Genomic DNA, 17,097 nt, shown 5'->3' with positions numbered 1-17,097 from the left:
TAGGCATGATTAAAGCGCGTTAGTCTTACTGGCCGGTTAAGGCGCGACCCTCGCATCTGCTTTTTTGCTAAATTGGTAACCATGCGGCGCGGCCGCAGGTACAAGCGTCAAAGAGCTGCCGCAATATGGGGGACGAGCGGCAGGTAGGGCGCCGTAAACAGGTCCTCCCGTTCGAACCGGCTGCCGGTCTTGCTGAGGCGCACCATCATGCAGGTGGTGTCGTCCACCATCAGCGGCGCGATCATCGTGCCGCCGGAGACCAGTTGCTCGGCGTAGAAGCGCGGCATGGTGGTGAAGGCGCCGGTGACAAGGATACGGTCGAAGGTCCCCTCACCCGGCATGCCGTTGATGCCGTCTGCCTGGCGGACGATGACGTTGCGCATCGCGAGCTTTTCGAGGCGTCCCTGCGCGGCAGTGACCAGCGTCCGGTAGCGATCGATGGTCAGCACCCGTTCGGCAAGCCTGGCAAGAACCGCGGCGGTGAACCCGCTTCCGGTGCCGATCTCGAGAATGCGCTGCCCCGGCTTCACCTGCAGGCTGGCCAAGAGCCGCACCGCCATGTCAGCGCCTTCCATGAAGGCGCCGCAGTCAATGGGGATCGTCCGGCTGGAATAGGTATTGTCTGCCGAAGAGGCCGGCACGAAGAGCGACCGTGGCGTCTGTTCCACCGCCGTCAGCAGGTCGAGGTCCGAAATTCCCTCGGACCGCAGGCGCAGAACGAGAGCAGCAAAGCCTTCCTTCTCCACCATGCTCGATTTCAATCGGTCACTCCAAAGCCCAGCGCATCGGCAACGCGATCCTGCACCGAATAATCGGTAAGGTCGAGCTTCAGCGGCGTCACGGAAATCTTGTTGTGCTTGATTGCGTGAATGTCGGTGCCGTCGCGGAAGTTCCCCTGGCGTTCGCCGAAACGCAGCCAGTAGTAAGGCAGGCCACGACCGTCGCGACGGGCGTCGATGGTCAAGCCGAAGTCGAGCTTGCCCTGCGCGGTGACCGCGACGCCCTCGACATCGTCCGGCGCGCAGTTGGGGAAGTTCAGATTGAGGAAGGTGCCGTCGGGCAGTTCCACGGTGCTCAGCTGCCGGATCAGGCCGGCCGCGTGGGCTTCGGCCACTTCGAAGGGCACGACCTTGCCGCCCTCGCCGTCATATTGCGAAGCCTGGCTCAGTGCGAAGGAGCGCACACCCTGGAGGGTTCCTTCGATGGCCCCGGCAATCGTCCCGGAATAGGTGACGTCGTCGGCCATGTTGGCGCCAGCGTTGACGCCCGAGAGAACCAGGTCGGGCTTCTCCGGCATGACTTCGCGGATCGCCATGATGACGCAATCGGTCGGGGTGCCGCGCAGGGCAAAGTGCTTGTCGCCGACCTGGCGAAGCCGCAGCGGTTCCGACAGCGTCAGCGAATGGGCAAGGCCGCTCTGGTCCGTCTCGGGTGCAACGATCCAGACGTCGTCGGAAAGCTGCCGGGCGACGCGCTCCAGCACTGCCAGCCCCTCGGCGTGGATCCCGTCATCGTTGGTCAGCAGGATCCGCATCAGGCGCGCTCGATCTTCTTGAGGCCACCCATGTAGGGAAGAAGCACGTCCGGGATTGTGATCGAGCCGTCCTCTTCGAGGTAGTTCTCCATGACCGCGATCAGGCAGCGGCCGACGGCGGTGCCCGAGCCGTTCAGGGTGTGAACGAACTTCAGGCCCTTCTCGTCCTTGCCGCGGTAGCGGGCGTTCATGCGGCGGCCCTGGAAATCACCGCAGACGGAGCAGGACGAAATCTCGCGGAAGGCGTCCTGGCCCGGCAGCCAGACCTCGAGGTCATAGGTCTTGCGGGCGCTGAAGCCCATGTCGCCGGTGCAGAGCGTCATGGTGCGGAAATGCAGGCCGAGCCGCTTCAGCACCTCTTCGGCGCAGGCGGTCATCCGCTCATGCTCGGCCACCGCGCTCTCGGCATCGGTGATCGAAACGAGCTCGCACTTCCAGAACTGGTGCTGGCGCAGCATGCCGCGGGTGTCGCGGCCGGCGGAGCCCGCTTCCGAGCGGAAGGAGGGGGTGAGCGCTGTGAACCGGAGCGGCAGTTTCTCCTGCTCGAGAATTTCGCCGGAGACGAGATTGGTGAGCGTCACTTCCGCCGTCGGGATCAGCCAGTAGTCCTCACTCGTTGGTGCACGCTCTAGTACGGCCTCCATTACCTGCTCGAGACTTCTTGCTCCAGATTTCAAATCCTGAACATCAGACTCAGTGGCATACTCAGAAATTGAATCTCGCATTTGTTTAGAGCGAGATCCCTGAGAGGCTCCGAAGAAGAGGTCTTCACCGAACTTTGGCAACTGGCCTGTACCAAACATCGCTTGGTCCCGAACAAGTAGCGGTCCGCTAACTTCAGTGTAGCCGTGCTCGGTGGTGTGCAGGTCGATCATGAACTGGCCGAGCGCCCGCTCGAGCCTGGCCAGCTGGCCGGTGAGAACCGTGAAGCGGCTGCCGGAGAGCTTTGCGGCGCGGTCGAAGTCCATCATGCCGAGCGCTTCGCCGATTTCGAAGTGCTCCCTGGCGGCGTGGTTCCAGCGCGGCTTCTCTCCGGTCACGCGGGCAATGACGTTGTCGTGCTCGTCCTTGCCGACCGGCACGTCCTCGAACGGAATGTTGGGAAGGCGCGACAGGGCATCCTCGAGCGCCGCAATCGCGGTCCGCTCCTCCTGCTCCACCGTCGGCATGGTGTCCTTGAGATCGGCGACTTCCGCCTTCAGCCTGTCGGCCAGTTCGGCGTTCTTCTGCGCCATCGCCGCGCCGATCTCCTTGGAGGCGGCATTGCGGCGCGACTGCATGTCCTGGAGCTTCTGGATGACCGACCGACGAGTGTCGTCGAGCGCGATCAGGGCAGCGGACATAGGCTCCGCACCCCGCGTCTTCAGCGCTTCGTCGAGAACGTCCGGATTGTCACGGATCCACTTGATATCGAGCATCGTCCCTGGCCTTTCGAGCGGAACGCCACCTTCGCAAGCAAGGCAGGAGAGCCTTAGGCCTCGTCCGTTTCGGAAAGGTCCGACGCGGCCGATTGGGCAACAGCTTCCTCAGCGCGTTTGCGCTCGACGAATCGGGCGGCGTAGATGGAAATTTCGTAGAGAAGGATGGTGGGCAGCGCAAGACCGATCTGGGAAAGCGGATCCGGCGGCGTCAGGACGGCGGCAACGATGAAGGCGATGACGATCGCGAACTTGCGCTTCTCGCGGAGCCAGTCGCTCGACAGGATACCCACCCGCGCCAACAGCGTCGTCACCACCGGCAGCTGGAAGACCAGCCCGAAGGACAGCACGAGCGTCATGATCAGGCTCAGGTATTCCGAAACCCGCGGCAGCAGCGAAATCGCCATCTCGCCCTCTTCCGGTGCCTGCTGCATGGACAGGAAGAACCACATGACCATCGGCGTGAAGAAGAAGTAGACGAGCGCCGCCCCCAGAAGGAAGAGCACCGGCGACGCGACCAGGAACGGCAGGAAGGCGGCCCGCTCGTTCTTGTAGAGACCAGGAGCGACGAACTTGTAGACCTGGGAGGCGATCACCGGAAATGCGATCACCAGCGCGCCGAACATGGCGACCTTCACCTGGGTGAAGAAGAACTCCTGCGGCGCCGTATAGATCAGTTCCGACTTGCTGACGTCCATGTCGGCCCAGACTACCGCCCACCTGTAGGGCACGACCAGGAAGTTGAAGAGATCCTTGGCGAAGAAGAAGCAGACGATGAAGGCAATGAAGAAAGCGCCGAGGGACCACATCAGCCGTCTGCGCAGTTCGATCAGATGCTCCAGGAGCGGCTGCGGCTTGTCGTCGATGTCACCGCTCATGCTTCATCCTTCGGCGTCTCGGCCTGCTTTGCGGGGCGCTTGCGCGGCGCCGGCTTGGGTGGAGCGGGCTCAGCCACCGCGGGTGCAGCAGCGCGCGACCGCTTCGGCCTGACGGCCTTCGCAGGCTCTGCTTCCGCAACGGAGGCGGCCGGCTTTGCAGACTTGCGGGCAGCCTTGGCCGGCTTTGCGTCAGCCGTCGCGGGTGGCAGGGCGGCAGACATGGATGGCGGCGTCGACGGCAGGGTCATGGCAGGCTGCGGCACCGACACGGGCGCAGGCTGCTCGGCCGGGATCACGCCCTCCACCGTCTTCTGCGCCTCGACATCCGGCTTTGCGACCTGCGGCACCTCTCCTGCAGAGGCTTGCGCAGGCTTGTCTACCTGGGTCGCCTTCTGGATGTCCGTGCGGATCTCGTTGCCCATCTGGCGCAGCGGGTTGATCGCATCGCGCAAGGCGTTCGACGGGTTCATCTTCTGCACGTCCGCGATGGTCTTGCGGACGTCGTCCATCTCCGTCTCGCGCAAGGCTTCGTCAAACTGCGAGCGGAATTCACCGGCCATCTTGCGCAGGTTGGAGGTCATCTTGCCGAATGCGCGCAGCATCGGCGGCAGATCCTTCGGCCCCACGACAACAATCAGAATAATGCCGATGACGAGCAGCTCGGTCCAGCCGATATCAAGCATTCAACAAGGCTCCTGCGGTCCGGATCATGTGCTCAGGTCCGCGTGTTTTCCTTGGTGTCTTCCGCCTTGTGATCAACGGTCTTGGCATGATCCGGAGTGTCGTCCTCACTGATGCCCTTCTTGAAGCTCTTGATGCCCTTGGCGACGTCGCCCATCAGTTCCGGGATCTTGCCGCGGCCAAACAGGACGAGGACAATGACCAGAACGATCAGCCAATGCCAAACACTGAAGGAACCCATAACTCAACTCCTAATTTCGGTTGCGTTGGATGTATGATGTTTAAGCGTCTTTTTCAAACACCAAAATGTCCTGCGGCTGAACCGTCACGGTGACATCTGCGAGAGCGGTCGGCAGCAGGTCGGCGCGGACGCGGGCGCGCAGTGGTTCCTCGCGGCCCGGCACGGCCAGTTCAAGAAGTTCTATCACACCCAGGAAGCGTCTGGAGCGGATTCTCGCCTCGATTTCGCCGCCCTGCGGCATCACCCGCACATCCGAAAGCCGGACTGCGATCGAGACTGCCGTACCCTCCGAAAACTGCGATGCCGCAACCCGGCCGACCGGCGTATCGACGGCGCCGTCCCGTACCCTGCCGTCGAACTGGTTGATCTCCGAGAAGAAGGCGGCAGCAAAAAGATCCTTCGGCTGCCGGTAGAGCAGATCAGAGGTACCGACCTGCACCAGCTGACCGTCGCGCAACAGGGCAATGCGATCGGCCATCCGCATCGCCTCCTCGGCGTCATGCGTCACGACGATCGCGGTTGCCCGGCTTTCGCGCAGGATCTGCAGCGTATCGGCGCGCACCGTATCCTTGAGCCGGGAATCGAGACCGGAAAACGGCTCGTCCATGAGAAGCACGCCGGGCCGCGGCGCAAGTGCCCGCGCCAGTGCCACGCGCTGCTGCTCGCCGCCCGAGAGTGCATGGGGATACTGTGCTGCATAATGGGCAAGGCCGACGCGCTCCAGGGCCGCCTGCGCGGCGGCGATCGCCTCGCGCTTGGGCAGGGCCGTCAGGCCGAACCTGACGTTGTCGAGCACGCTCATGTGCGGGAAGAGCGCGAAGTCCTGGAACATCAGCCCTATACCCCGCTTCTCCGGCGGCAGGAATACGGAGGGGCCGGCGGCTTCTCGTCCGTCAATGACCACCCTGCCCTGCGCCTGCACCTCGATCCCCGCCGCTATCCTCAGGAGCGTCGTCTTGCCCGAGCCGGAGGGTCCGAGCAGGCAGAGCACCTCTCCGGGCTCGGCCGTCAGCGATATGCCGCGGATCGTCGGTTTGCCGTGGTAGCTGTGATGGATGTCCTCGAACGTCAGCCGGGACGCAAACGACACGCCCGTCGTCGTCCGCGTCCGTTCGCTCGATTGTGCCGATGGAAGCGTCATGACCTGCTCGATGCTGGGGCTGGCGCCCTGGGCCTGTTCCCGCCCGCCAAAAAATGAGGTCATTCCTCCTCTTCACCGCCCGGTGTCAAGAGCCCGAGTTCCTCAAGGTCCATCTGGGTGATGGGATCCTCGTCCTCCTGCAGGTCGTCGCTCATGCCAGGAAGCGGAACGTGGAAATTCGGCGGGATACGCCCGGACAACAGGCCGGCCCCCTTCAACTCGTCCAGTCCCGGCAGATCGCGCAGTTCTTCCAGGCCGAAGTGGTCGAGGAAATCCGGCGTCGTGCCGAGCGTCACGGGGCGCCCGGGCGTCCTGCGCCTGCCGCGGAAGCGGACCCATCCCGCCTCCATCAGCACGTCCAGCGTGCCCCGGGACGTCTGGACACCGCGGATGTCCTCGATCTCGGCGCGTGTCACCGGCTGGTGATAGGCGATGATCGCCAGCACTTCGAGCGCGGCGCGCGACAGCTTGCGGACGTCGTTGTCATCCTTGCGGATCACGAACGAGAGGTCGGCTGCGGTGCGGAAGCCCCAGCGATCCGCGCTGCGGATGAGGTTCACGCCGCGCGACGCATAGAAAGACGAGAGGCTCTCCATCACCGCGGGGATGTCTACGCCGAGCGGCAACCGTTCCGCCAGGAAGTCTTCGGAGACGGGTTCGGCGGAGGCAAAGACCAGCGCCTCGGCGATCCGCTCGGCCTCCGCAAGCGAGAAGCTCTGCGGCGACGTGTCCTCCGTCTGCTCGTCCGGGTCATGCTCAGAAGGTATCAACGACCGTCTCCCGGGGTAGCGAGCCCTGCTGGCCGTTGCGCAGATAGATGGGCTGGAAGACGCCCTCCTGACGGATCTCGATCTTGCCCTCGCGGACAAGCTCCAGGGATGCGGCAAAGGCGCTGGCGGTGGCCGTCACCCGGTCCGCTGGCGGCAGATACTCCAGAAGATAACGCTGCAGCGCCGTCCAGTCGGTGACCTCGCCCAGCATGCGCGTCAGGAGATCGCGGGCATCGGACAGCGACCAGACCTTGCGCCGCTCGATCGTCACCTGGGTGACGGCCTGGCGCTGGCGAAGATTTGCATAGGCGGACAGAAGATCGTACAGGCTCGCGTCGTAGAAGGAGCGGACGCGGTGCGGGATATGCTCCGGGGCGCCGCGGGCAAAAACGTCGCGGCCCAGACGGTTGCGGTTGATGATGCGGGTCGCCGCCTCGCGCATCGCCTCGAGCCGCTTCAGCCGGAAGGCAAGCGCTGCCGCCATTTCCTCGCCGGAGGGGCCATCGTCGCCCTTCGCCTGCTGGGGGATGAGCAGTTTCGACTTCAGGAAGGCGAGCCAGGCAGCCATGACCAGGTAGTCAGCCGCGAGTTCGAGGCGGACGCGGCGGGCGCTTTCGACAAACAGCAGATATTGTTCGGCCAGCGCCAGCACGGAAATCTTGGCGAGATCGACCTTCTGCGACCTGGCCAAATGCAGAAGCAGGTCCAGAGGCCCCTCGAAACCGCCGACGTCGATCATCAGCGCCGGCTCGTCAGCCGCCCGCTCCGGCGCCTCCTGCCAGAGTTTGTCCATCGGAATGGCGCCTGGTGCGATGTTCATTGCCATTCCCACCTCATGCATCAGGTCAGGCGCTGGAGAGAAGCCCCCAAAATTCCTGGCGGAGCGCCGCTTCGTCGGCACCATCGCCCAGGCCAAATGCGGCTTCTACCCGTTGGGCACGCTGCAGTGCTTGCGCCTGCAGCGGACGCGCCTCCTCGACCACCGCCTTCATTTCCTCCATCACGCCGTTGCAATGCAAGATGATATCGCATCCACCCCCAGCTATTCGCCGGGCCCGTTCGCCGATCGTCCCTTTCAGCGCGTTCATCGAGGTGTCGTCGGACATCAGCAGGCCGTCGAAGCCGATGAAACCGCGGATGATCTCCTCGATCACCCTGGGCGAGGTCGTCGCCGGCTCATCGGGATCGATGGCGGTGAAGACGATGTGGGCGCTCATCGCCATCAGTTCGTCCTTCAGTGCCCGAAACGGCAGGAAGTCATGGGCCTCGAGTTCGTCGCGGCTGGCGGTCACCACCGGCAGATCGTGGTGAGAGTCGGCCATGCCGCGGCCATGGCCGGGGATGTGTTTCATCACCGGCAGCACGCCGCCGGCCGTCAGGCCGTCGGCCGCAGCCTTGCCCATCTCCGACACCGTCAGCGGATCGAACCCATAGGCACGGTCGCCGATGACATTGCTGGCGCCCTCCACCGGCACATCGAGCACCGGCAGGCAATCGACGTTGATCCCGAGCTTCAGGAGGTCGAAGGCGTGCAGGCGCGACATCAGCCAAGCCGCGCGCAACCCCATTTCGCGATCCTGTCGATAAAGGTCTCCAAGCGTCGCGGCGGACGGATATTTCTCCACGAGCGGCGGACGGATGCGCTGGACGCGACCGCCTTCCTGGTCGATCAGCACCGGAGCATCAGGCCGTCCGACGGTGTCGCGCATGGAAGCCGCCAGATCGGCAATCTGGGACGGCTTTTGGATGTTGCGGGCAAAGAGGATGAACCCCCAAGGCCGCTCGTTGCGGTAAAGGGCAATCTCGTCGGCGGAAAGGACGGGGCCGCTCGCCCCCAGGATCAGTGCTTTTGATTCGGTCATACGGCGATGATAGGCGCCACGGCGAAAATTGCGAATGCCGGCAGCGGTCGACCCTAACGAAAACGGGGCCTTTCGGCCCCGTTCAATTGGTGATGTTCCTGTCGGCTACTTCGCGACGAGGCAGCTTCCGCCAGCGGCACGATAGCTTTCGCAGAGCTGCACCGCTTCGGCCTTGCTGCCGGCCGGGATGCGGACGCGGTAGAAGGTGCCCTTGCCGGCGATCTCGGCCGCGCGGATATCGACACCGCGACCGCCGATGACGGAGGCAAACTTCGAGGAGAGGTTCTTGTAGGATTTCTCCGCGTCCGCGGCACTCGGTAGCGAGGCGATCTGGATCACGTAACCGCCCGGAGAAAGAGCCGCCACCTGGGTCTGCTGCGGAGCAGCCGGCGGTGCGGCAGACGTCGGCACAGTCGCTGTGGTTATTGCGCCCTGATCAGACACAGCCGCCACGGCATTTGCCCGCTGACGCTCGGGCCGCGCGGTCGGAACCGGAGCAGCAATTGACGATTGATCCGCAACCGGGGTTTCCAGCGCGAGACCTGCCATGTCGGCGGAGGCATCTGCTGAGACAGGTACGATGCCGGCCGCCTGGCCCTGTTCGGAGGCATTGGGCTCAGCGACCGCGGCATCCGGGATCGAGGCGATCTCGACTGTCTTGGCCGAAGCGGCCGGGACCTTCTGGGTTTCGACCGGGATCGAGGCCTGCACCGCCGGCTCCACCGGGGCAGCGACTTCCTGCTCCACGAGGGTACCATCCGGGCGCACGATCATCGTCTTGACCCGGCGCGGCATCACCGCAACCGCCTGAGACGCTTCCGGCGGCAAGTCTGCCTGCTGCGCCTCAGGAATAAGGCGATCCTCGCGATACGGGGTATCGGAAGCACTCGCCAATTCGACCGAATTCTCCCCTTCCAGAGGCAGCTGGTCGTTCATCAGTGTCTTCTGCACGACGTCCACCGGCTCCTCGCTGGCGGAAATCAAAGCTTCCTGCAGCGGGGCCGCAGGCACTTCGCCCGCAACACGGTCGTAGACGGCCTTGTCCTGGTTCGGAACGGTCTTCCCACCAGGATTGGCCGGGAGGACCTTCACCGGGCTGGTGTCGGCCGCGATCACGATCGGCTCGCCATTGGAGGCGAGCGAGCCGCTGTCGCCGCCAAACAGCGCATAGGCTACCGATCCACCCGCAATGACGACGCCGGCAATGGCCAAAGGCATGGCGAAAGCCGCCATCGAGCGGCGGGGGCTTTCGGTAAAGCGATCGCCGGATCGAGCAGAGGACCTTTCGGCGTTCGGCTGAGGTGGCAGCGGTTGGGTCAGGCTGCGGCGAAAATCCTGCTCAAGGGCACGCTCGAAGTCGTCGAGATCCAGATAGCCCGATGCCGCTGCTGGCTGCTGTGCCAGTTCCACATGATCGACGTCAGCCGCCCCCCCGGCATCGGCAGGCTCCGCTGCGGACGGCTGCAACAGGGACGCAAGCTCGGCGTCGATGTCGAAGTCGTAATCGTTGCGGTATTCCGGTGCTGGCTCCTGCTCTGCGGTCTGAAGATCTGGAACATGCAGATCGAACACAGATTCCGGCTGCTCCTCCGTTTCCGAGATCAAGCCCGGATCAAAAGCCAGGCTCGGAGCTGCCTCAGCCGTGAACGCAGGCACCGGAGGCTCTGACATCGGCTTTGGCGGCTGCGACACGGCAGCCGGGGGAATCACTGCGCTTGTGTAGGTCACAGCGGTTGGTGTGGCCGCAACAATGGAGGGCGCGGAGGGCGTGGGCACAACACGTGCCACCGGCGACCAGGAGGCGGTAAACCGCTGCGGCTCGACCGGAGCGGAGACGATGGCAGGTGCAGCAGGCTTCGGCTCGTCGAAAACATGGAGATCCTCGTCCGACAGAATGTCCGTCAGATCAAGCTCCAGATCATCGAGCGCCAGTTCGAAATCGTCGTCGAGCATCGGATCGACAGGCGCCTGCACCGGAGCGCTCACTGGCTTGGCGGAATTTCGCTGCAGGCTGTTGCTGAAGGCTTCATCTCGGAAGTCGAACGGCATGTCCCAGCGCGGCTCGGAGATCATCGGCCCGGCAGGTTTGCTGTCCTCGATGACGTTGTCCGACATGATGTCGGAGGGTGCATCAAAGCTCGGCGACACAAACGATGCCGCCCTGGTTTCGACGGGCTGAACCTGAACATCAGGAGCGGCAACTTGCTTGGGAGCCACCGTGAAGTCATCAACGGACGGCACGGGTTCGAAAGCCGCCTCCGAGTGTGGCGGCTTGGCCGGAGACACGTCCTGCAGCAGATCTGCGGACCTGTCGAGAACCGGCTCGATGCGAGAAACAGCATCAAAGCGAGGTGAAGCTGTGCTGGCCGGTTCCCTTACAGGGTTGAAGTTTGCGAGAGGCATGCGGAAGCCGGGCGTATAGATCGCCTTGCGCCCCGCCGAAAGCGGCGCTTCTGGAACGGGCGCAAACGCTTCCGTGGCGCCGATAGACAGTTCAACCTCATCCGAGAGATCGAAGGACGATTCAGCTTTGTCCGCTGCCGGAACAGTTTCTGCGGAGAGCACCGCCTCTGCCGCCGGAACAGCGTCCGCAAGAAAGTCATCATCCGGCGCAACCAGGGCTTCGGCAGGCGCGTCGCTCCAGAGGGCATCATCGAACGCATCAACCGGTTCCGGCTGAACGTCGGAGAGTTGCAAGTCGGGCTCGGCCGAACCAGTGAAGAAATCCTGGTCGTCCGGGGCGACATCGAAAGAGGTCTCGGCGTCGATTTCAGGTTCGCCGACCGCTTCTACGGCAGGCGATGGCTGGTCGTCGAAGGATCGCTCTTGCAATACTGCCGGCTCGGCAGGAGCCTGCGCCGATTGGTCAACGCTATCCTGGAATTGGTGCGGTGTATCGAAGACATCCGCCGGAGAAACCGTCTCGACAGGCGCAACAATGGACTGATGCGGACGCGGCGCTTCGTAGCGCTCGAATTCACGCAACAATTCGTCTTCGAGGTTGAAGGCGGGCTCACGGCGCTCCGCCACGGGTGGCTTGGGGACCAGACGCTCGTCATATCCGACGATCCGGGCGAGTTCTGCCAACGGATCATCGTCGGCAAAGAAGTCCGGACTGTCATTCCGGTTACGCGCAAGGTTGTTGTCTGCCATTACCTCGTCCACCCACCTACATCTACTCAGGGCATTGCCAGCGCTTTGTGGGGAAATGGTGGCGCAACTACCGCATTTCGTCTGGTGCGGCAGTGCCCGTGATGGACAATCCCGACTTCAGAACTGAGGCCACGGCGCGCACCAGTCCAAGCCTGGCAATACTCAATTCTCGGCTCTTATCATTAACAAATCGTAATTCAGGCTGATCCTTGCCCTTATTCCAGTGAGCGTGGAAGAAGCTTGCCAGATCATAAAGGTAAAATGCAAGTCTATGCGGCTCCTGCGACTGTGCCGCAGCCTCGACGACACGGGGGTATTCAGCCAGCTTTCCGATCAGCTGGATCTCAGCGTCATCGACAATCTCCCCGGTCATTCCGGAAAGATCAAGGGAATCAATGTCGACATCCGGAAACGCCTCGCGGGCCTGGCGGAATACCGACATGCAACGGGCATGGGCGTACTGCACGTAGAAGACCGGATTATCTTTCGACTGCTCGGTCACTTTGGCGAAATCGAAATCCAGAGGCTCCGAGCTCTTGCGGTAAAGCATCATGAAGCGGACCGAATCACGGCCCACTTCGTCCACCACTTCGCGCAGGGTGACGAAATCGCCCGAGCGTTTCGACATCTTCACCGGTTCGCCATTTCGGTACAGTTTCACCAGCTGGCAGAGCAGAACCGTGAGCTTGGCGCTGCCGCCCGAGATGGCCCGCGCCAGCGCCTCGAGGCGCTTGACGTAGCCGCCGTGGTCGGCACCGAGGACGTAGATCATCTCGTCGTAGCCGCGGTCGAACTTGTCCTTGAAGTAGGCCACGTCGGCAGCGAAATAGGTGTAGCTTCCGTCCGACTTGATCAGCGGCCGGTCGATATCGTCGCCCACTTCGGTAGAGCGAAACAGGGTCTGCTCGCGATCCTCCCAGTCCTCCGGCACCTGCCCCTTCGGCGGCGGCAGCGATCCACGATAAACGTGACCCTTGAAGGTCAGGTCGTTGATGGCGGCGCGGATGCGCTGGGCGCCCTCGGCATGCAGCGTCCGTTCCGAAAAGAAGACGTCGTGGCGAACGTTAAGCGCCTCGAGATCTTCGCGGATCATCACCATCATCGCGTCGATGGCCCGGTCCTTGACGAGCGGCATCCAGTCGTCGTCGGACATGTTGTGAAGCCGCACCCCGAATTCGTCAGCCAGCGCCTTGCCGACCGGCACGAGGTAATCGCCGGGATAGAGGCCCGCAGGGATCTCGCCGATGTCTTCGCCGAGCGCCTCGCGGTAGCGCAGGAAGACGGACCGCGCCAGGACGTCGATCTGGCTGCCAGCGTCATTGATGTAATATTCCTTGGTGACCTCGTAGCCGGCGAACGCCATCAGATTGGCCAGAGCGTCGCCGACGACGGCGCCGCGGCAATGGCCGACATGCATGGGACCGGTGGGGTTTGCGGAAACGTATTCGACGTTGGTCTTGCGGCCGGCGCCGACCGTCGAGCGGCCATAATCGGTGCCCTGCCGGATGACTGCCGCCAACAGCCGCTGCCAGTACTCCTTGGACAGTCGGATATTGATGAACCCGGGCCCGGCGATGGACAGATCGACGACATCCGGGTCTTCCTTCAGACGCGCAACGATCAGCTCCGCCAGCGCCCGCGGGTTTGTGCCGAGCGGCTTGGCGAGCACCATGGCGGCATTGGTGGCGATGTCGCCGTGGCTCGAATCCCGCGGAGGTTCCACGGCCACCCGGGCGAAATCGACCTCGCCGCGCTTCTCCTTGATCAGATCAATGGATTCGAGCGCAGTTTCTATTCTTGTCTCGAAGTCGGCGAAGAGGTTCATGTCATCATTCCCGCAGCAGGCGGACCCTTGGAAAGCCGTTGTTGTTGGCGCGCTGCCTAACGCAAATCGGGAGTCCGGTCAAACAACTCGCCATGCGCACGAACCGCATAGGAATCGGTCATGCCGGCCAGGTAGTCGCCGACATGACGGGCGCGCGCCGGCGGTGAAAGCCCGGCCATATGCTCGACCCAATAGTGGCTGCGCATCAGCGATGGATCCGCCAGATAGGCGCCGAACAGATCGGTGACAATCTGGGCCGCACCGGTGCGGATGCGCATGATCTCCGGGTGGCGGTAGATATGCGAAAACAGCAGTTTCTTGATCAGCCGGTCCGTCTCTGCCATCTCCGGCGAGAAATTGGCGAGCACCCGGCCGCAGGCGCGAACGTCTGCTGCGGACTGCGGCTTCACTTCTCCCAAACTTTGCTGCGCGTAGCCGATGACGTCCTCGACCATGCGCGTGATCTGCCGACGCATCATCTCGTGGGTGAAGCGGCTGGGCTCCAGATGCGGATAGCGGTCGCGGACCTCCTGCATCAGGCCGGCAAGGAAGGGCACATCCTCCAGCATATCGAACGTCAGGTAGCCGGCGCGCAGGCCATCGTCGATGTCGTGGGTGTTGTAGGCGATGTCGTCGGCGATCGCGGCCACCTGCGCCTCCAGGCTCGCATAGCTTGAAAGCTCCAGATCGTAGAGCTGGCAGTAGTCGCGGATCGGCTGCGGCACCGGCCCGCGCGTCCCCTCGCCCTCCGGCGTCAGCAGGGGTCCATTGTGTTTCACGAGGCCCTCCAGGGTCTCCCAGGTGAGGTTCAGCCCGTCGAAATCCGCATAGCGCCGCTCGAGCTTGGTGACGATCCGCAGCGACTGGGCATTGTGATCGAAGCCGCCATAGGGCTGCAGCACCTCGTCGAGCGCATCCTCGCCCGTGTGACCGAAGGGGGTGTGGCCGAAATCGTGGACGAGAGCGACGCCCTCGGCGAGGTCCTCGTCGAGCTTTAACGCGCGGGCCAGCGCACGGGCGATCTGGGCGACCTCGATCGTATGGGTCAGGCGGGTGCGGAAGTGGTCGCCGTCCGGACTGATGAAGACCTGCGTCTTGTGCTTCAGCCGCCGGAAGGCGGTGGCGTGGACGATCCGGTCGCGGTCGCGCTGGAATTCGGAGCGGGTGAGACTGCCGCCCTCGGGGAACAGGCGCCCGCGCGATGCCCAGGGATCTGTAGCAAAGGACGCCTTGTCACCGCTGCCGTAGCCCAGTGCCTGTCTATCAATCGTCATGCGTCTTGCCTGGCCTCTCTGCTTGCCTCGCCCATTGACGTGGGTTTTAAGGGTTCATACCTATAGTGCAATCCGGCGTCAGCCGAGACTACCAACCTTACCCGAGCCTTAAACTCGGCAGGAGACGACATGACGACACCCAATGTCACCCTTTCGGATGCTGCGGCAAAGCGCATCTCGCAGATCGTCGCAGGCGAAGCCGGCAAGCAGGCGCTGCGCGTCTCGGTGGAAGGCGGCGGTTGCTCCGGCTTCTCCTACAAGTTCGACCTGGCCGAAACCCCGGATGCCGACGATGTGATCATCGCCAATGGCGAGGCCAAGGTCCTGATCGACAGCCTGTCACTCGTCTACATGGAAGGTTCGGAAATCGACTTCGTCGACAATCTGCTCGGCCAGTCGTTCCAGATCAAGAACCCCAATGCGGTTGCCAGCTGCGGCTGCGGCACCAGCTTCTCCGTCTGATCGCTACCGCGTCACCATGGGCTTCCAAAGACCGTGGCGTTCGCTAAAAGGGTGACGACAACAGGAGCGGACAGCCGATGAAGATCGCCACATGGAACATCAACGGAGTGAAGGCGCGGATCGACAGCCTGCGCCAGTGGCTCAGCGATTCCTCCCCTGACATCGCCTGCCTGCAGGAGATCAAATCGGTCGACGAAAACTTCCCGCGGCTGGAGATCGAAGCGCTCGGCTACCATGTGGAGACCCATGGCCAGAAGGGTTTCAACGGTGTCGCGCTTCTTTCGAAGATGCGACCGGACGAGGTGATCCGCGGCCTGCCGGAAGGCGATGGTGATGACCAGTCCCGCTACATCGAAGGCGTCTTCTCGGTTCGCGGCGGTGCGATCCGCGTTGCCTCGATCTATCTGCCGAACGGCAATCCTGCCGATGATCCGGTGAAATATCCCTACAAGCTGAAATGGATGGAGCGCCTGCGCCGGCATGCGGAGAACTGCCTGCTGCTGGAGGAGCCGCTGATTCTGGCCGGCGACTACAATGTCATCCCCGAACCGCACGACTGTTTCGATCCGGCCGCCTGGACCGGCGACGCGCTTTTCCTGCCGGAAACCAGGGCGGCCTTCCGGCGCCTGGAGAACCTGGGGCTCACGGAAGCCGTGCGGGCCACCAATGACGCCACCAAGCTCTACACTTTCTGGGATTATCAGGCGGGCGCCTGGCAGAAGAACAACGGCATCCGCATCGACCACATGCTGCTGTCGCCGGAGGCCGCCGACAAGCTGCGCTCGACGACGATCGAAAAGCATGTGCGGGGCTGGGAGAAGCCGTCAGACCATGTGCCGGTAACGGCCATGTTCGACTTCGAGGCTGCCTGATCTCGCTTCAGGCCGCTATTCGACGGCGTGGCTGAATTCCTGCGAGAGGGCGACCGCGACGCGGCGCTCCTCCTCGTTGGCGACCGAGAAAGCCTGCTCCTGAAGCTGCTGCATCCAGCCGCAGTCCTTGGGGCCGCAGCGGTCGAGCGCTGCCGTCAGGAACGCCAGTCCACGGACCGTCTGCCCTTCCTGGAAGAGCACGTCGCCGAAGACCGCCATGGCGCCGGCGTGGCCACCCTTGCGGGCCTGGTTCAGCCACTTCTTGGCCTGGTGGACATTCTGCGCACCGCCCTCGCCCGCCAGGATCATCTTGGCAAGCTGGAACTGCGCTTCCGAGACACCGAAAGCCGACGCCGCCTGGAAATAAAGCTGGCGCGCCTGGGACAGGTCACGCTTGACCGGGGTGCCGGAAATGCCGTCGCGGTAATAGCCGGCCAGCGAAAGCAGCGCGTTGACGAAAAAACCGGTGTCTTCCGAGCCTGGCTCGACGCCCGCCGCCGCAATCTCGTTGTAGATCTTGAAGGCTTCGAAGTCGTCCTTCGCAACGCCGTCGCCATAGGCATACATGTTGGCGAGCGCCCAGCGCGAGCCCGTGTGTCCCTTTTCGGCAGCATAGCGATAGGCCTCGACGGCCTCTTCCTTCTGGCCGTTCTTGTAGGCCTTGAAGCCGAACTTGAAGAGGTCGAAGGGCCCGGATTCCCGCGTCACCCCCGAGTTGATGTCGAAGGCGGCGGCAGAACCGGTCATGATCACGATGGAGGCCAAAGACGCCCCCAGAAGCAATACTCTCATGGATCCCTTACCAGACATCGTTCACGCTCTTCCGGTCAACGGCATGGTCACGCACGAGGTGCACACTGCAGGCCTTTTCCCAAATTGGGGGGTTCGAACTCCACTCTCGAAGATTGCCCTGGACGTTACATCCAATTTCCGGCGAGACTAGGACATCGCGTATCCGCGACCATGCCCGAACCGTAACCTGCTGG

General features: G+C 63.2%; 15 protein-coding genes and 2 pseudogenes. 2 read left to right on the top strand and 15 right to left on the bottom strand.

Features of this window, described 5'->3' with window-relative positions; translation table 11 throughout:
- Positions 1 to 107 precede the first annotated feature (107 nt).
- From M1E10_RS16010 to M1E10_RS15945, 14 genes and pseudogenes are all read right to left on the bottom strand, one after another.
- Complete coding sequence (locus M1E10_RS16010; RefSeq protein ID WP_499177201.1) at positions 108 to 749, bottom strand: protein-L-isoaspartate(D-aspartate) O-methyltransferase; 642 nt, start codon at positions 747 to 749, stop codon at positions 108 to 110.
- Between the two features lie 8 nt (positions 750 to 757).
- Complete coding sequence (surE, locus tag M1E10_RS16005; protein WP_499173817.1) at positions 758 to 1,534, bottom strand: 5'/3'-nucleotidase SurE; 777 nt, start codon at positions 1,532 to 1,534, stop codon at positions 758 to 760.
- Positions 1,534 to 2,142: pseudogene (gene serS, locus M1E10_RS16000) on the bottom strand (serine--tRNA ligase); the annotation flags it as partial. The gene surE and the pseudogene serS, both read right to left, overlap by 1 nt.
- Before the next feature lie 150 nt (positions 2,143 to 2,292).
- Positions 2,293 to 2,952, bottom strand: a pseudogene (locus M1E10_RS15995) (serine--tRNA ligase); the annotation flags it as partial.
- A gap of 53 nt (positions 2,953 to 3,005) precedes the next feature.
- Positions 3,006 to 3,830 (bottom strand): twin-arginine translocase subunit TatC, encoded by an 825-nt coding sequence (tatC, locus tag M1E10_RS15990; RefSeq protein ID WP_499173816.1) that lies wholly within the window; start codon positions 3,828 to 3,830, stop codon positions 3,006 to 3,008.
- Positions 3,827 to 4,513 carry a Sec-independent protein translocase subunit TatB gene (tatB, locus tag M1E10_RS15985; protein WP_499173815.1) on the bottom strand — a complete coding sequence of 229 codons (687 nt, stop codon included), beginning with the start codon at positions 4,511 to 4,513 and terminating at the stop codon, positions 3,827 to 3,829. Before tatB ends, tatC begins: the two co-directional genes overlap by 4 nt.
- 32 nt (positions 4,514 to 4,545) lie before the next feature.
- A complete protein-coding gene (locus M1E10_RS15980) occupies positions 4,546 to 4,752 on the bottom strand; it encodes a Sec-independent protein translocase subunit TatA (protein ID WP_499173814.1) in 207 nt (68 codons plus the stop codon).
- 40 nt (positions 4,753 to 4,792) lie between these two features.
- Complete coding sequence (locus M1E10_RS15975; RefSeq protein WP_499177200.1) at positions 4,793 to 5,893, bottom strand: ABC transporter ATP-binding protein; 1,101 nt, start codon at positions 5,891 to 5,893, stop codon at positions 4,793 to 4,795.
- Between the two features lie 59 nt (positions 5,894 to 5,952).
- The gene (gene scpB / locus M1E10_RS15970; RefSeq protein WP_499177199.1) at positions 5,953 to 6,582 is read right to left on the bottom strand and encodes an SMC-Scp complex subunit ScpB; all 630 of its coding nucleotides are present in this window, start codon (positions 6,580 to 6,582) and stop codon (positions 5,953 to 5,955) included.
- 67 nt (positions 6,583 to 6,649) lie between these two features.
- Positions 6,650 to 7,489: a segregation and condensation protein A gene (locus M1E10_RS15965; RefSeq protein ID WP_499173813.1), complete on the bottom strand. Its 840-nt coding sequence runs from the start codon at positions 7,487 to 7,489 to the stop codon at positions 6,650 to 6,652.
- Between the two features lie 19 nt (positions 7,490 to 7,508).
- Positions 7,509 to 8,525 carry a glycoside hydrolase family 3 protein gene (nagZ, locus tag M1E10_RS15960; RefSeq protein ID WP_499173812.1) on the bottom strand — a complete coding sequence of 339 codons (1,017 nt, stop codon included), beginning with the start codon at positions 8,523 to 8,525 and terminating at the stop codon, positions 7,509 to 7,511.
- Positions 8,526 to 8,630: 105 nt separating this feature from the next.
- Positions 8,631 to 11,678 carry an SPOR domain-containing protein gene (locus M1E10_RS15955; protein ID WP_499173811.1) on the bottom strand — a complete coding sequence of 1,016 codons (3,048 nt, stop codon included), beginning with the start codon at positions 11,676 to 11,678 and terminating at the stop codon, positions 8,631 to 8,633.
- A 67-nt stretch (positions 11,679 to 11,745) separates the two neighbouring features.
- Positions 11,746 to 13,503 (bottom strand): arginine--tRNA ligase, encoded by a 1,758-nt coding sequence (argS, locus tag M1E10_RS15950; protein ID WP_499173810.1) that lies wholly within the window; start codon positions 13,501 to 13,503, stop codon positions 11,746 to 11,748.
- 56 nt (positions 13,504 to 13,559) lie between these two features.
- Complete coding sequence (locus M1E10_RS15945; RefSeq protein ID WP_499173809.1) at positions 13,560 to 14,777, bottom strand: deoxyguanosinetriphosphate triphosphohydrolase family protein; 1,218 nt, start codon at positions 14,775 to 14,777, stop codon at positions 13,560 to 13,562.
- 129 nt (positions 14,778 to 14,906) lie between these two features.
- On the opposite strand from M1E10_RS15945, the gene erpA reads away from it, so the two are divergent.
- Both erpA and xth read left to right on the top strand, forming a co-directional pair.
- Positions 14,907 to 15,239 carry a HesB/IscA family protein gene (gene erpA / locus M1E10_RS15940; protein WP_499173808.1) on the top strand — a complete coding sequence of 111 codons (333 nt, stop codon included), beginning with the start codon at positions 14,907 to 14,909 and terminating at the stop codon, positions 15,237 to 15,239.
- A gap of 77 nt (positions 15,240 to 15,316) precedes the next feature.
- A complete protein-coding gene (gene xth, locus M1E10_RS15935) occupies positions 15,317 to 16,111 on the top strand; it encodes an exodeoxyribonuclease III (protein WP_499173807.1) in 795 nt (264 codons plus the stop codon).
- A 15-nt stretch (positions 16,112 to 16,126) separates the two neighbouring features.
- On the opposite strand, the gene exoR is transcribed toward xth, so the two are convergent.
- The gene (gene exoR / locus M1E10_RS15930; RefSeq protein ID WP_499173806.1) at positions 16,127 to 16,903 is read right to left on the bottom strand and encodes an exopolysaccharide production regulator ExoR; all 777 of its coding nucleotides are present in this window, start codon (positions 16,901 to 16,903) and stop codon (positions 16,127 to 16,129) included.
- Positions 16,904 to 17,097 lie beyond the last annotated feature (194 nt).

Source organism: Rhizobium sp. PK7-22, assembly GCF_056530405.1.
This window is presented reverse-complemented; position numbering and strand designations above follow the sequence as displayed.